Source organism: Kitasatospora sp. NA04385, from assembly GCF_013364235.1.
GTDB lineage: Bacteria > Actinomycetota > Actinomycetes > Streptomycetales > Streptomycetaceae > Kitasatospora.
The window spans coordinates 2246120-2259909 of sequence record NZ_CP054919.1; the positions used below are offsets into that span (position 1 = coordinate 2246120).

16 protein-coding genes and 1 pseudogene are annotated in these 13790 nt (G+C 76.2%); 13 read left to right on the forward strand and 4 right to left on the reverse strand.

What is annotated here, in order from left to right; all coding sequences use genetic code 11:
- Positions 1-30 precede the first annotated feature (30 nt).
- The 7 genes from HUT16_RS09745 to HUT16_RS09775 all read left to right on the forward strand — a co-directional run bounded on the left by HUT16_RS09745 (position 31) and on the right by HUT16_RS09775 (position 5310).
- Positions 31-339 (forward strand): hypothetical protein, encoded by a 309-nt coding sequence (locus HUT16_RS09745; protein WP_176187409.1) that lies wholly within the window; start codon positions 31-33, stop codon positions 337-339.
- Positions 336-614 carry a hypothetical protein gene (locus tag HUT16_RS09750; RefSeq protein ID WP_176187411.1) on the forward strand — a complete coding sequence of 93 codons (279 nt, stop codon included), beginning with the start codon at positions 336-338 and terminating at the stop codon, positions 612-614. The genes HUT16_RS09745 and HUT16_RS09750 overlap by 4 nt, the downstream gene beginning before the upstream one ends.
- A gap of 242 nt (positions 615-856) precedes the next feature.
- Positions 857-1198, forward strand: coding sequence for a type VII secretion target (locus tag HUT16_RS09755; protein ID WP_176187413.1), 342 nt, complete (start codon positions 857-859; stop codon positions 1196-1198).
- Positions 1199-1200: 2 nt separating this feature from the next.
- On the forward strand, positions 1201-2964 hold the full coding sequence (locus HUT16_RS09760) for an alpha/beta hydrolase (protein ID WP_176187414.1): 1764 nt from the start codon (positions 1201-1203) through the stop codon (positions 2962-2964).
- A complete protein-coding gene (locus HUT16_RS09765) occupies positions 2961-3458 on the forward strand; it encodes a hypothetical protein (protein WP_176187416.1) in 498 nt (165 codons plus the stop codon). Before HUT16_RS09760 ends, HUT16_RS09765 begins: the two co-directional genes overlap by 4 nt.
- A 63-nt stretch (positions 3459-3521) precedes the next feature.
- On the forward strand, positions 3522-4088 hold the full coding sequence (locus HUT16_RS09770; protein ID WP_176187418.1) for a hypothetical protein: 567 nt from the start codon (positions 3522-3524) through the stop codon (positions 4086-4088).
- Positions 4089-4392: 304 nt separating this feature from the next.
- Positions 4393-5310, forward strand: a complete 918-nt coding sequence (locus HUT16_RS09775; protein ID WP_176187420.1) for an ABC transporter substrate-binding protein — start codon at positions 4393-4395, stop codon at positions 5308-5310.
- A gap of 89 nt (positions 5311-5399) precedes the next feature.
- Here HUT16_RS09775 and HUT16_RS09780 read toward each other — a convergent pair whose 3' ends face one another.
- Entirely contained in the window at positions 5400-6458 is a 1059-nt protein-coding gene (locus tag HUT16_RS09780) for a PP2C family protein-serine/threonine phosphatase (RefSeq protein ID WP_176187422.1), read from the reverse strand.
- A gap of 291 nt (positions 6459-6749) precedes the next feature.
- On the reverse strand, positions 6750-8018 hold the full coding sequence (locus HUT16_RS09785) for a cytochrome P450 (RefSeq protein ID WP_254897736.1): 1269 nt from the start codon (positions 8016-8018) through the stop codon (positions 6750-6752).
- A 130-nt stretch (positions 8019-8148) separates the two neighbouring features.
- Here HUT16_RS09785 and HUT16_RS09790 point away from each other — a divergent pair, with 130 nt between their 5' ends.
- On the forward strand, positions 8149-8508 hold the full coding sequence (locus HUT16_RS09790) for an arsenate reductase family protein (RefSeq protein ID WP_176187424.1): 360 nt from the start codon (positions 8149-8151) through the stop codon (positions 8506-8508).
- 55 nt (positions 8509-8563) lie between these two features.
- On the opposite strand, the gene HUT16_RS09795 is transcribed toward HUT16_RS09790, so the two are convergent.
- Complete coding sequence (locus HUT16_RS09795) at positions 8564-8893, reverse strand: hypothetical protein (protein ID WP_176184160.1); 330 nt, start codon at positions 8891-8893, stop codon at positions 8564-8566.
- Between the two features lie 382 nt (positions 8894-9275).
- On the opposite strand from HUT16_RS09795, the pseudogene HUT16_RS09800 reads away from it, so the two are divergent.
- Both HUT16_RS09800 and HUT16_RS09805 read left to right on the forward strand, forming a co-directional pair.
- A pseudogene (locus HUT16_RS09800) lies at positions 9276-9605 on the forward strand (hypothetical protein); the annotation flags it as partial.
- Positions 9606-9713: 108 nt separating this feature from the next.
- On the forward strand, positions 9714-10682 hold the full coding sequence (locus tag HUT16_RS09805; RefSeq protein ID WP_176187426.1) for a DUF1152 domain-containing protein: 969 nt from the start codon (positions 9714-9716) through the stop codon (positions 10680-10682).
- Positions 10683-10745: 63 nt separating this feature from the next.
- Here HUT16_RS09805 and HUT16_RS09810 read toward each other — a convergent pair whose 3' ends face one another.
- Complete coding sequence (locus HUT16_RS09810; protein WP_176187428.1) at positions 10746-11390, reverse strand: MBL fold metallo-hydrolase; 645 nt, start codon at positions 11388-11390, stop codon at positions 10746-10748.
- A 96-nt stretch (positions 11391-11486) separates the two neighbouring features.
- On the opposite strand from HUT16_RS09810, the gene HUT16_RS09815 reads away from it, so the two are divergent.
- The 3 genes from HUT16_RS09815 to HUT16_RS09825 all read left to right on the forward strand — a co-directional run bounded on the left by HUT16_RS09815 (position 11487) and on the right by HUT16_RS09825 (position 13785).
- Positions 11487-12002: a MarR family winged helix-turn-helix transcriptional regulator gene (locus tag HUT16_RS09815; protein WP_176187430.1), complete on the forward strand. Its 516-nt coding sequence runs from the start codon at positions 11487-11489 to the stop codon at positions 12000-12002.
- Positions 12003-12154: 152 nt separating this feature from the next.
- A complete protein-coding gene (locus tag HUT16_RS09820) occupies positions 12155-12901 on the forward strand; it encodes an SDR family oxidoreductase (protein WP_176187432.1) in 747 nt (248 codons plus the stop codon).
- Positions 12902-13041: 140 nt separating this feature from the next.
- Positions 13042-13785 (forward strand): TetR/AcrR family transcriptional regulator, encoded by a 744-nt coding sequence (locus HUT16_RS09825; RefSeq protein WP_176187434.1) that lies wholly within the window; start codon positions 13042-13044, stop codon positions 13783-13785.
- The last annotated feature ends 5 nt before the right edge of the window (positions 13786-13790 follow it).

The window sequence follows — 13790 nt, forward strand, 5'->3', positions numbered from 1 at the left end:
TTCCAACACAGTATCGAGAAGGGAGAGCAAGTGCTGTACACCGGACAGCCGTTGGAGGAGACCGATGTCCTCCGGCGGTTCCTGCGCGGCAGGTTCACCGAGGCCGAGCGGGCCGCCGATCTGCTGGAACGGGCCTTCCGGGCAGCGAGGTTGGACCCACCAGCGGGGCTGTCGCCCATCTACCGGGACGACGTGCTGCCGGAGTTCGGTGCCGTCGCGCTGGGCTGCGTCGGGCTGCCGTGGGTGCAGCGGCTGGCCGAGTCGCTGGTCGAACTGGCCTACCTGCGCGGCGAGTTGCCCGTTCAGTCGGGCGCCTGCGCGCTGGGGGCCGCCTCGTGAGCGAGATGCTGCGGCAGCGCGCCTGGGAGATCGCCGAACGGCTCACCAGGGCCGGGGGCGGCGGGGAGGCCCGGCTGACCGTGACCCCGGACGGCTACCGGGTCGAACTCGACATCCTCCGCCCCGCCGACGGCTCCCCCAGCCCCGACGACCACCGGGCCGTCCTGGACGCCCTCGCCCTCGGCGACCGCTGGGGACACCGCTACTCCCCGCCCTCCCGCAACAACGGCACCGCCCACGAAACCGTCTGGAGCGAAGTCCACTCCTCCGGCTGACCGCAGATTCCGCCAGAAGACCGGACGGGTGGACGCGGGCGGCGGGGGCGGCGTTCGCTCGTTCCGGTCAAGGGGCAGCCGCCGTTCCAGTAAAGGACCGGCCAAAGGAACGGCCAAGGGTCGGGCAAGCGGCCGGGCGGGAAAGGGGGTGCGAATGTGGTGAACGACGGCGGTTGCGGCCGGTGCGTTCGCTAGCATGGCGCGCTCAAGTGGTCGGACCGACACCGGTGGTGGGGGATGGCGTGCTGAGCGTGGAGCCGGACGGCGGCGGCGGCAGCGGCGGCAGTGGCGGCGGGTTCCGGGTGGAGCCGGACGAGTTGGACGGGGCGGGGCAGACCGCGGGCGGCGTCGCCGAACGGGTGCCCGGCGGGACGACGCGGGTGCTGGGCGCCTCCGACGAGGCCGAGGCGGGGCTGCGCGGCTGGACGACCGGGGGCGAGCTCGACGCCTGCACCGGCCAGTGGAAGCGGCTGCTGGACGAGCTCTCCGCCGAGATGGACCGCCAGGGCGACAACCTGCGGCGCACCGCGGCGAACTACCGCCGCGCCGAGCAGGACGCCGCCACCGGGCTGACGGGGCGGTGAGCATGGACGTCCCCACGCTCCGCGACGCGGACCCGAACCGGCTGTTCACCGCCGCCGACGCCTACGCCGCGCTGGCCGCCGAGTTCTCCGGCCACGCCGACACCTGGCGCGGCGGCGTCGACGGCCGGGTGAGCGCCTCCGGCTGGACCGGCACCGCCGCGGACGGCGCCCGGCGCTCGCTGTCCCGGACCACCGGCAAGCTCACCGCCGCGCACCTGGAACTGGCCCGGATCGCCCCCGTACTGCGGGAGGGCGCCGAGGCGTTCCTGCTGGCCCGCTCCAAACTGCGGGCCGCGCTGACCGACGCCGACGCGAACGGCTTCACCGTCGCCGACGACGGCGGCGTCTCCTGGCCGCCGCCGAGCGCCGCCGAGCGCCACGACCCGGACGCGCCGGACCGCTCCCGGCAGGGCACCGACCTGCGCGACCGGATCGCCGACGCGCTCTCCGAGGCCGCGCACGCCGACCAGGTCACCGCGCAGCGCCTGCGGCAGTACACCGAGGACGCCCGCAGCGGCGCCGGCCTGGACCCGGCCACCGCCGCGCTGCGGCTGAACAGCGCCGTCCTCGACGCGGTCAACCCGTTCGGCGGCCCCGAGGACCTGGTGCACGCCGGCATGCCCGGCAAGGACGCCCCGCCGACCGAGGTGAACGCCTGGTGGAAGGCGCTCCCGCCGGACGAGCAGCAGCGCCTGCTCCGGGCCTACCCGCAGGAGCTCGGCAACCGCGACGGCATGCCGACGCCCGCCCGCGACCAGGCCAACCGGATCAACCTGGACCGGATGGTCGCCGACCTGTCCTCCCGCGACGACCTCTCCGACTGGGACCGGAAGAAGCTGGAGGGCTTCCGGGCGATCCAGGGCCGGCTGGCCGAGGAGCAGGGCAAGCAGCCCCCCGCCTACCTGATGGTGATCGGCGACCAGGGCCAGGGCCGGGCCGCCATCGCCTACGGCAACCCGGACACCGCGGACGACGTGGTGGCGTACGTGCCCGGCCTGAACACCGAGGTCAAGAACATGGCCGGCGGCGACGCCAACCGGGCCCGCGACCTGTGGCAGGCCGCGCACGACACCGACCCGAGCCGCTCCACCGCCTCGATCGCCTGGCTCGGCTACGACACCCCGCAGGTCAAGGGCCTCAGTCCCGACATGTTCGCGGTGGCCGACGACGAGCGGGCCGAGCAGGGCGGCGCGGCCTACCAGGGCTTCCTCCAGGGCCTGCGCGCCTCGCACGAGGGGCAGCCCGCGCACCTGACCGCGCTGGGCCACTCGTACGGCTCGTTCACCGTCGGGCAGGCCGCGCAGCGCCCCGGCGGCATCCCGGCGGACGACGTCATCCTGGTCGGCTCCCCCGGCACCGGTGCGCAGCGGGCCTCGGAGCTGGGCGTCGGCGCGGACCACGTGTGGGTGGGCGCGGCCGAGCACGACCCGGTCTCACACCTGCCCAGCCACGACGAGGCCAAGGGCATCGGGATCGGCGCGGGCATCGGCGGCGTGCTGGCCGGGCCGCTGGGCGCGGTGGCCGGCGGGTTCCTCGGTGACAAGGTCGGCGGCAGCGGCGACCCGAACGAGCTGTGGTTCGGCCAGGACCCGGCCAGCCGCGAGTTCGGGGCGCACCGCTTCGACGTCGCGGACGGGCCGCTGGGCTTCGACTCGCACTCCGACTACTGGAACCAGGGCGACGGCCGGGACGGGCACTCGCTGCGCAACATGGGCTTGATCGTCTCCGGCCACGGCGACCGGGCGTCCGGACAGGAGTACCGATGAACGACGACCTGGCGCCCGACCTGCTCGCGGCCCGGTCCGCGCTGGACGAGCTGCTGGACTCCGCCCCCGCCGCGCTCACCCCCCCGGCGGTCTGGGCGGACGGCCCGTACGTCGCGGTCGCGCACGAGCACGCCTTCACCCGGGAGCCGGACGGCACCGCGCACCTGGAGAAGCGGCGCTACCTGCTGACCCGGGTGGCCGAACACCGCTACCCCGAGCTGCTGGCCCAGCTCGGGCGGGCCTGGCGGGAGCGCGGCTGGGTGGTGGAAAGCGAGGACGACCCGGTGCTGCCGGTGCTGCGGGCGAAGTCCCCGTACGGGACGGCCGAGTTCCGGATCGGCTTCGCGGGCAACGGCACGCTGCTGGCCCGCGTCGACGGGCTGTCCGCGCCCGTCGCCTCGTACCCGTTCGGCGGTGCCAGCACGGTGCCGATCGGGACGGACGGGCTGATGGACACCGTCCCCCGGCGGCAGGATCCGTTCTGGTCGGTCTAGGGTCGGGGCGGGGGGGCGTGCCGGGGGCGTGCCGGGACGGGGCCTGCGGGGAGAGGGAGTCGGATGAGGCGGCGAACAGCGGGTGCCGCGGCGGTGCTGGCCCTGGCGCTGGGCGCGGCGGGCTGCGGCTCGTCCGGCGGCGCCGCCGACCGCCGGGTGCTCGCGCTGGACACCGCCCGCACCCGGTTGCAGCAGCTGGTGGACGGCACCACCGGGGCGCTCACCCCCGCGGTGCGGTACGCCGACGACGCGTTCCGGGCCGTGCCGCACGAGAACGCCGCCCGCGACGACGACGGCACCGCCCGGCTGACCCTGCGCCGGTACGTGCTGACCGAGGTCTCCGCCGCCAACCGGCCCCGGCTGCTGGCGCAGGTCCGGGCGTACTGGCAGGGCCTCGGCTACGCCCTGCCCGCGACGGACTCCCCCGACGAGGCGTCCGCGGCCGCCCCGGACGGCACCGGGGTGACGGTCACCGTCGGCGTGCCGGGCAACGTCACGGTGGTGGCCGGCGCCTGGGTGCCGGACCCGGGCGGCATCGCGCCGTTCGGCCCCGCCCCCAGCCCGCTGCCGACCGGCGCGGACGGGAGCCTCGACACGATGCCCCGGTTCCGCGATCCGGCCTGGTCCTGACGCCGCGTCGGACTGCCGGGGCGGCGATCCGCCCGCGCCGCGCGGGACGTCACGCACCGTCAGGACAGATCCGGGCCGATCGGTCCTGATCGGGCGCCGAGGGGCAACTGACGGAGGGTGATGGGCGGGTGGCATTGGGCTGTCGTGACCATGCTGGCTATAGTCGGGACGATCTAGCCGGAACGGCGGCCGGCCGAGGGTCTTCCTCGGTATCGCCATGCCGCGTTCCGTCGCCGTGCTGCCGTGCCGTCCGTCGCCCCTGGGCTCGTCCCGTTCCGCTTCGTCCACGGGGAAGAGACGGGCCATGGTTCAGTTCACCGGGCGGGGGCGCAGCGCGCTCGCCGCCGTCGTAGGCGCGACGTTGCTGGCGAGCGGTTGCGGTGTCGTCGGCGGGGGCGGGGACTCCGCGCACCGGCAGACGGACCTGCGGTCGCTGCTGCCGGAACGGGTGCGCAAGTCGGGGGTGCTGACGGTCGGCGCCTCGTTCACCGCGGCGCCGGTGGTCTACCGCAACGACCGCAACGAGCCGGACGGGCTCGACCCGCACCTGGCGGAGAAGCTCGGCGCGCTGCTGGGCATCAAGCTGGAGTTCCAGGACGCCGGGCCGTTCGCGAACGTGCTGCCGGGCCTGCTGGACCGCAAGTACGACGTCGCGATGTCCGGGATCACCGACACCAAGGAGCGCGAGCAGGGCCTCGGCAAGGACGGCGCGCAGGTCAACCCGGGCGTGGACTTCGTCGACTACTTCATGGCGGGCATCGGCATCGCCGTCGACAAGGGCAACCCGAAGCACATCATCAGCATCGAGGGGCTGTGCGGGCACACCGTCACGGTCAAGAAGGGCACCACCCACGACGACCTGGTGCTGCGCCAGCAGCCGGTCTGCGCGCGCGAGGGGAACCCGCTGACCGTGCTGGAGACGGACAGCGACAACGCCGCGATCGAGAACCTCAAGGGCCCGGCGGACGCCTTCATCACCGACTACCCGAAGGCCACCTACGCGGTGCAGACCGTCGGCAACGGCAGCGCCTTCGAGATCGGCGGGCCGCAGCTGCAGCCCCGGCCGTTCGGCATCGCGCTGCGCAAGGACGACCAGCAGCTGCGCGACGCGCTGATGCGGGCGATGAACCGGCTGATCACCGAGGGTACCTACGACCAGGTGCTGGACGACCACCAGCTGACCGCCGGGGCGATCCAGAACTCGGTCACCAACGGCGCGTAGGGCGGCCCGGGCCCGTGCGGGGGCCCGGCCGCGAGGGGGCCGCGCGGGGGCCCGGCCGCGAGGGGGCCGCGCGGGGGATCCCGGGCGGTTCAGCCGGTGGTGAAGGCCAGGACCGCCACGTCGTCGGTCAGCGAGCCGGCGTGGCGGCGGACGTCCCGGTCCAGGAAGGCGACGACGGCCTCCGGTCCGGTGGCGGCCAGGGTGGCCAGCCGGGCGGCGAGCGGGTAGAACGCGCCGGTGCGGTCGCGGGCCTCGGTGAGGCCGTCGGTGTGCAGCAGCAGGGTGCGGTCGGGCGGCAGCGGGACGGTGGCGGGCGGCTCGGCGGGGCCGGCGGCGAGGTGGCCCAGGCCCAGCGGGAGGCCCTCGGGGCAGGACGCGGTGCCGACGCTGCCCGGGGCGAGCAGCAGCGGCGCCAGGTGGCCCCGGTTGACCAGGTCGATCCGGTCCGCGCCGGGGCGGTGCTGGACCAGCACCGCGGTGACGAACAGCTCGCGGTCGCCGTCCTGTTCGGCGGCGCGGCGCACGTGCCGGTCCAGCTTGTCGGCGAGCTCGCCCAGGTCGGCGGTCTCGTGGGCGGAGACCCGGAACGCGCCGATCACGTCGGCGACGGTGCGCACGGCGTCCAGGCCCTTGCCGCGGACGTCGCCCAGCAGGATGCGGGTGCCGTACCGGGTCTCGCACACCTCGTACAGGTCGCCGCCGATGCCGACGTCCGCCTGCGCGGGGCGGTAGAGCCCGGCGGTGCGCAGGCCGCCGGCCCGGGCGGGGACGGGGCGCAGCACGGTGTGCTGGAGGGTGTCGGCGACGGCCCGCACCCGGACCAGGTCGCGGGCCTGGCGGCGGCGCTGCGCGGCGAGTCCGGCGCCCATCGCGCCGGCCAGCGCGGTGGCCAGGTACGTCCACATGTGGTGCTGCTCGGCGAGGTGGCCGGCCCGCAGCGCGAGCAGGCCCTGCAGGGCGACGGTGGCGGCGGTGGCGCCGACGACCAGCGCGGGGCCGGCGCTGAACGCGACCACCACCGGGGCCACGGTGAGCAGGAAGCCCGCCGCGACGGTGCGCGGGACGGCCCACTCCAGGACCAGGTCGGCGACCAGCAGCAGGACCGGCAGCAGCCGCACCCAGGCGGGGGTGCGCAGCGCCGCGGCCATCGCGGCCTCCCAGCGGGCCCCGGCGGCCCCGGCGGCTCCGGCCGGCTCGGGCGTCCCGGGCGTCCCGACCGGCTCGGGTGCGGGCGCGGGCGGGCACGGACCGGAGCCGGTGCCGGTGCCGGTCGGCGGGGGCGGGCGGCGCTGTCATGCTGACCTCCTCGACGGCCGGGGCGGGTACGGTGCTGCTCCCATCGTCGCGCGCGGTCCGGCCCGGTCACCGCCCGCCAAGGTCCCGACGGTTCGGGACCTTCGGCCCGTTCCGGCCGGCCGGGCGGTGTGCCGTGAGCTGCGTCACCGTCCGGGCGGCCCGAGGTGCACCGGGAGGGTCCGGTGACCGCGCAGGACCAGCCGGTCCCGGCGGGCGGCCGGCCCCGCGGGGGCGAGCGCGGGGAAGCGGCGCAGCAGGGCGGGCAGCGCGGTGGCGGCCTCCAGCCGGGCGAGCCGGGCGCCGAGGCAGTAGTGCGGCCCGCTGCCGAAGCTGAGCGGGCGCCCGGCGGGCCGGTCCGGGTCCGCCCCGGGGCCGGTGGCGGGCTGGAAGCGCCAGGGGTCGAAGCGGGCCGGGTCGCGGTAGCGGCGCGGATCCCGGTTGGCGGCGCCGAGCAGCAGCAGGACGCCGGTGTGCCGGCCGACGGGGTGGCCCGCGACGGTGCGGTCGCCGTCGGCGGAGATCCGGGAGGTCAGCTGGACGGGCGGGTCGTGCCGCAGCACCTCGTCGACCAGCGCGCCCGCGTCGAGGGTGCCGTCCCGCAGGGCGTCGGCGGCCTCCGGGTGCGCGAACAGCCGGGCCAGGGCGTTGCCGAGCAGGTTGCCGGTGGTCTCGAACCCGGCGACCAGCAGTAGCGCGAGGTTGGCGATCAGCTCCCGGTCGGACAGCCGGCCCGGGTCCGCGTCGGCGGTCCGCACCAGGACGCTGACCAGGTCGTCCCGCGGGTCGGCGCGCCGCTCGGCGGCCAGCGCGGCGAAGTAGTCGGCGAGTTCGACGGCGGCCCGGTCGGCGGCGGCCAGCTCGTCCGGTTCCAGCGTCGCCTCCAGGGTGGCCGTCAGGTCGGCGGCGAGCGGGCGGAACAGGTGCCGGTCCGCCGCCGGGACGCCGAGCAGTTCGCAGATCACGCCGATCGGCAGCCGGAAGGCGAAGCCGTCCAGGAAGTCGACCGGCCCGTCGCCGGCCCGGTCCGCCCACCCGTCGAGCAGGCCCTCGACGGCGGCGGTGACGGCCGGGGCCAGCGCGGCGACCCGGCGCGGGGTGAACACCGAGGCGATCAGGGTGCGCATCCGGCCGTGGTGGGGCGCGTTGCGCTGCAGGACCGACGGGGTGAGCAGGTACTGGCCGGGGTGGTCGAGGAAGTCCGGCTCGTACTGGGCGCGCAGGGCGGCGTCCGCGACCAGGAAGCCCGGTGCGCGCAGCACCTCCTCCGCCTCCGGGTACCCCGTCACCACCACCAGGGACGGGTCTACCCGCACCACCGGCCCGAGCGCGCGCAGCCGCTCGTACAGCGGGTACGGGTCCCGGCGGCCCGCCGGGGCCATCAGCTCGTCGACGATGTCCGCGGCCTCGAACACGGCGCCTCCCCGGGCCCGGCGCCCGCCCGTCCGGCGGCCGCTCCCCGCCCGGTAACGGCCCGGCCGGCCGCCCGGGTTCCCCGCGTCGCGGGGCCGGGCGGGCGGCGGGCGCTGGGTACGCTGGTCGGCCATGGAGATCTGGATCAACCCGCGGTGCAGCAAGTGCCGCACCGCCCTGGGCGAGCTCGACGCGGCGGGCGTGGAGTACACCGTCCGCCGCTACCTGGACGACCCGCCCACCGCCGCCGAACTCACCGAGGTGCTGGGCCGGTTGGGCCTCGAACCGTGGGACGTGGCGCGCCCGGACGAGGCGGTGGCCGAGGAGCTGGGCCTGCGCTCCTGGGGCCGGACGGAGGCCGACCGGGCCCGCTGGGTGGCGGCGATGGCCGCGCACCCGGAGCTGATCCAGCGGCCGATCGTCACCGCGGACGACGGCTACACCGTCATCGGGCGCACGCCGGACGCGCTGAAGGACGTCCTCTCCCACTGACCACCGGCCGCCCCCGGCCCCGCCTCCCGCCGGGCGTTACCGGGTCGGCCGGGCGTTACCGGGTCGGCCAGCCGGCCGGGGCGTCCGCGGCGTCCGGGGCGTCCGACGCGGGGTCCGCACCGAGCCCGGCGAGGGTGGCGCGGGCGGTGTGCCGCAGTTCCTCGTCCCGATCACTCCGGCTGAACGCGCCGCCGCGGTCGGGCCGCGCCAGCCAGGCCCGCAGCAGCGGGACGGCCGGGGCCGCGGCGGGGCCCATCCGCTCCAGGCAGGGCACGGCGACGCGGGCGGTGTGGACGTTCTCCGCCCAGGCCGGGAGCAGGACGTCCAGCACCGCCGGTGCCTCGGCCGCGCCGCCGACCGCCTGGAGGGCGGCCGCGCAGTGCACGGACGTCCACCCCGGCCCACCGCGTGCGCGCGCAGGCGCGGCAGGGCGGCGGCGGCCGCGGGGCCGATCGCGCCGAGCAGGTCCGCGACGTCGTCGAGGTCGTGGGCACGGAACGGCCCGCCGTCCTCGTCCAGCCCGGGCAGCAGCAGCGGCAGCACCTCGTCCGGGTCGGCGGCGACCGCCCAGAGCGTGCCGACCGCGGCGAGCGCCGTCTCGGCGCCCCTGGCCCGCGGGCGCCGCCAGGGCCCGGACCGCGGGCAGCGCGGGCGCCGCCGCCGGGCCGAACCGCCGCAGCGACCCCAGCGCGGCCCGGACCAGCGACCACCGCCCGTCGCGCACCGCCCGGTCGAGCACCTCGGCGACCGGGCCCGGCCCCGCCGACTCCCCCGAGGCCGCCCGCTACCTGGACGCCGTCGCCCGCGCCCGCGACGCGCGCCCCGAGCGGGCCAGCATCGTGCAGGGATCGGTCGCGGCGGCGCTGCGCGGCGAGTTCGGCGACGTCCGCTTCACCGAACGCACCCGCGGCAGCACGCTGTTCGTCAACCCGCTGATGACGCTCTACTTCGGCGTCACGGTCGAGGCCCTGGCCGCCCGGAACCTCTACCTGGACCGGCTGGAGCACACCGTGCTGATCGGGCAGGTCGCCTCCGCCATCGCCCGCTTCCAGGACTCGCTGCCCCGACAGCGCCAGCCCCGGGCCTTCCCGCACTGAGGGCTGCGGGCTGAGGGCTGCGGGCTGCGGGCGCCCGGGAACGGGAGGAGGAGCGGCGGGGAAAACCGCTGCCGCCCGGCCCGGCTCGGCTGCTACCGTCCGCCCTCGATGACCACCGACGCATTCCTCCAGCCCCCGCTGCTCACCCGGCTGTTGAGCGCCGAACGCATCCTGGTCGCGGGCGCGGGCGGCGGCCACGACGTGTACGCGGGGCTGCCGATCGCACTCGCGCTGCGGGCCGCCGGGCGCGAAGTGCACCTCGCGAACCTGTCGTTCACCCACCACTACGGTCTGGACGGCGCTGCCTGGGCAGGGCCGCACCTGGCTCGGATCACGCCCGACACCCCGTCCGCCGAGCCCGGGTTCCCCGAGCGCTCGCTGGCCCGCTGGCTGCGGGACCACGAACTGCCGGACACCGTCTGGGCGTTGGCCTCGACCGGGGTGAAGCCGCTGCGGGCCGCCTACCGGACGCTGGTGCGGCGGCTCGGGATCGACGCGATCCTGCTGGTCGACGGCGGCACCGACATCCTGCTGCGCGGCGACGAGGCCGGACTCGGCACTCCCGAGGAGGACATGGCCTCGCTGGCCGCGGTCGCCGGGCTGCGCAACGTGCCGCAGCGCCTGGTCGCCTGCCTGGGTTTCGGCGTCGATGCCCACCACGGCGTCAGCCACAGCCTGGTGCTGGAGAACCTGGCCGCCCTGCAACGCGACGGCGGCTACCTCGGCGCGTTCTCCGTCCCCGCCGACTCCCCGGAGGCCGCCTGCTACCTGGACGCCGTGGCCCGCGCCCGCGACGCGCGCCCCGAGCGGGCCAGCATCGTGCAGGGATCGGTCGCGGCGGCGCTGCGCGGCGAGTTCGGCGATGTCCGCTTCACCGAGCACACCGGTGACAGCACGCTGTTCGTCAACCCGCTGATGACGCTCTACTTCGGCGTCACGGTCGAGGCCCTGGCCGCCCGGAACCTCTACCTGGACCGGCTGGAGGGCACCACCACGACCCGGGAGATCGCCTCCGTGATCGCCGACTTCCGCGAGGAGCTCCCCCGGCACCGCCCGGCCCGGGCCTTCCCGCACTGAGGGCTGCGCGCGCCCGGCGCGGCGCTGGACCGTGGCACTGGACCGCGGTGCTGGACCGCGGTGCTAGACCTCGATGCTGTCGCCGGGCGGCACGATCTCCAGTTGGACGTCGGTGAGCATCCCGGGGCCGAGCAGCCGGGCCGTGGACTGCTGGCCGATCTCGCTGAGCATCGCCTCGTGGATCTGCACCAGCCGCCCGGGGGCGACCGCCCGGACGTAGTCGGCGGCCTCGCCGGTCCTGGTCCACGGCCCGGCGGCGGGCAGCAGCAGCGTGCCGACCGGGGCCTCGGGCACGTGGTAGGCGTCGCCCGGGTGGTAGACCCGCCCGTCGACCAGGTAGCCGAGGTTGGCGACGCGCGGGATGTCGCGGTGGATGGCGGCGTGCAGGTCGCCGTGGACGGTGACCTCGAAGCCGGCGGCGGTGAACCCGTCCCCGGCGGCGACGGCCGTCACCTGGCCGCGCCGGGCCGCCGTCCACCGCTCGACCACCGCGGCGGGGCCGTAGACCCGCAGTTCGGGGCGGGCCGCCAGGGCCGCGCCGATCAGCTCCTCGTCGAAGTGGTCGAAGTGCTCGTGGGTGATCAGCACCGCCTCCGCGGCGGCCACCGCCTGCGCGGCGTCGGGCGTGAAGGCGCCGGGGTCGACGACCATCCGGGTGCCGTCCTTGGTGAGCGTCACGCAGGCGTGGGCGTGCTTGGTCAGCCGCATCGGAGAGTCCTTTCGGCGGGTCCACCGGAAATGTACAGGCAAGGCTGTGCAGTTTGGACTGTACAGTGCCACCTGTGCAACTGGTAGCGTGACCGCATGGCACACCCCTCCCCCGAACCCCCCGCCGGACCGGAGCAGCCCGCGGCGGAGCGGCTCGCGGCCGAGCTGCGGACGTCGATCAGCGCCCTGGTCCGGGCCGGCCGACCGCACGACCGGCTCGCCCCCATCCCGGCGACGGTGCTGGACCTGCTCGACCGGCAGGGCCCGATGACCACCGCGGAGCTGGCGGCGAGCCGCGGCGTGCGGCACCAGACCATGGCCGCCACGGTCAAGGAGCTCACCGAGGCCGGCCACCTGACCGCCGGGCCGCACCCGGACGACGCCCGCAAGAAGGTGCTGACCCTGACCGCGCGGGGGCGCGGCGCGATCGAGGCCGACCGGGGGCAGCGGGTGGGCCTGCTGGCCCGGGCGCTCACCGCGAGCCTGGACGCGTCCGAACAGCTCCTGCTGGCCCGGGCACTGCCCCTGCTGGACCGGATCGCGGCCGAGCTGGGCCCGGCGGACGGCGGGGGCGCACCGGCCGACCGGGGCCCGATCAGCGGGGGGTGGTAGTCGGGCCGGAGCGGCGGCAGGACCGGCGGCGCGCAGCCACGTTTCACCGATAACAGCAGATCCGTATCATTGAAACGATCCCGTGTTATCGTTGAAAGCGTCAGAGCCGTAGCATCGAAAACCCGGTGCGCCGCAACGCTGGAGGTTCCGCCATGTCCCACACCGACGCACCGGCCCGGGTCGCCCTCGTCACCGGCGGCTCCGGCGGCATCGGCCGTGCCGTGGTCCGGCGGCTGGCCCGGGAGGGCCAGGCCGTGGCGATCCACTACGCGGGCAACCGGGCCAAGGCCGAGGCCCTGGCCGAGGAGGTCGTCGCGGCGGGCGGCCGGGCCCTGACCGTCGGCGGCGACGTCGCGGACGAGCAGGCCATGGCCGCCGCCTTCGACCTGGTCGAGGCCGAGTTCGGCGGGCTGGACGTGGTGGTGCACACCGCCGGCACCATGCACCTCGCCCCGATCGCCGAACTCGACCTGGACGCGTTCGACGCGATGCACCGCACCAACGTCCGCGGCACCTTCGTGGTCGCCCAGCAGGCCGCCCGCCGGCTGCGCCGGGGCGGGGCGCTGGTCAACTTCTCCACCTCGGTGGTCGGGCTCCAGTTCCCGGCCTACGGCGCGTACGTCGCCACCAAGGGCGCCGTCGAGGCGATCACCCTGGTGCTCGCCCGCGAACTGCGCGGCCGGGACGTCACCGTCAACGCGATCGCCCCCGGCCCCACCGCCACGCCGCTCTTCCTGGACGGCAAGGACCAGGCCACCGTCGACCGGCTGGCCGCCCAGCCCCCGCTGGAGCGCCTGGGCACCCCCGAGGACATCGCCGAACTGGCCGCCTTCCTGGCCGGCCCGGCGGGCCGCTGGGTCAACGGCCAGAACATCCGCAGCAACGGCGGCATCGTCTGACCCCCACCCCGTCCCCGCCACCACCCGCCGCTCCGCTCCGGGCCCGGGCCGCGCTCCACTACGCTGGCCCGGGTCCAGCGCCCCCGAGCCCCCGGCCCCCGGCCCCCACCCAGCCCCCAGGAAGGAAGCGAGCACAGGTCATGAGTGACGCCAGCGCCGCCACCGCCCCCAGGGGCACCGGCGACCTCCGCTCCCGGATGCTCGAAGCCGCCGAGGACCTGCTCGCCGAGTCCCCCGACAACGACGTCTCGACCCGCGCGGTGTGCGAGGCGGTCGGCGTGAAGCAGCCCGTCCTGTACCGGCTGTTCGGCGACAAGAACGGCCTGCTGACCGCGCTGGTCGCGCACGGCTTCGAGCGCTACGTCGGCCGCAAGCAGAGCCTGGCCGTCACCGGCGACCCGGTGGCCGACCTGCGCGCGGGCTGGGACGACCACGTGGACTTCGCGCTGTCCCACCGGGCGCTGTACCGGCTGATGTTCTCCCCCGTGCTGCCCGAGGTGCCCGAAACCGCCGACCGGATCTTCGAGTTGCTCAAGCGCACCCTGGAGCGGTGCGCGGCGGTCGGCGCGCTGCGGATCCCCGCCGAGGAGGCCGCGCAGGCGATCCTGGCGGCCAACGTCGGCGTCACCCTGAGCCTGCTCTCCCAGCCGGAGCGGTTCGCCGACCCCGCCCTGCCGACCCGGGTCCGGGACGCGGTCTTCGCCTCCTGCCTGGACGAGTCGGCCGCCGCGCCCGCCCCCGCCGAGGACCGGCTCACCGCCGCCGCCCGCCAGTTGGAGGCGCAACTGAAGCAGCGCGCCACCGCGCTGGGCGAGGCGGAGACGGCGCTGCTGCTGGTGTGGCTGCGCACCCTACAGCAGCCGGACCGGCCCACTCCGGCCTGACGGAT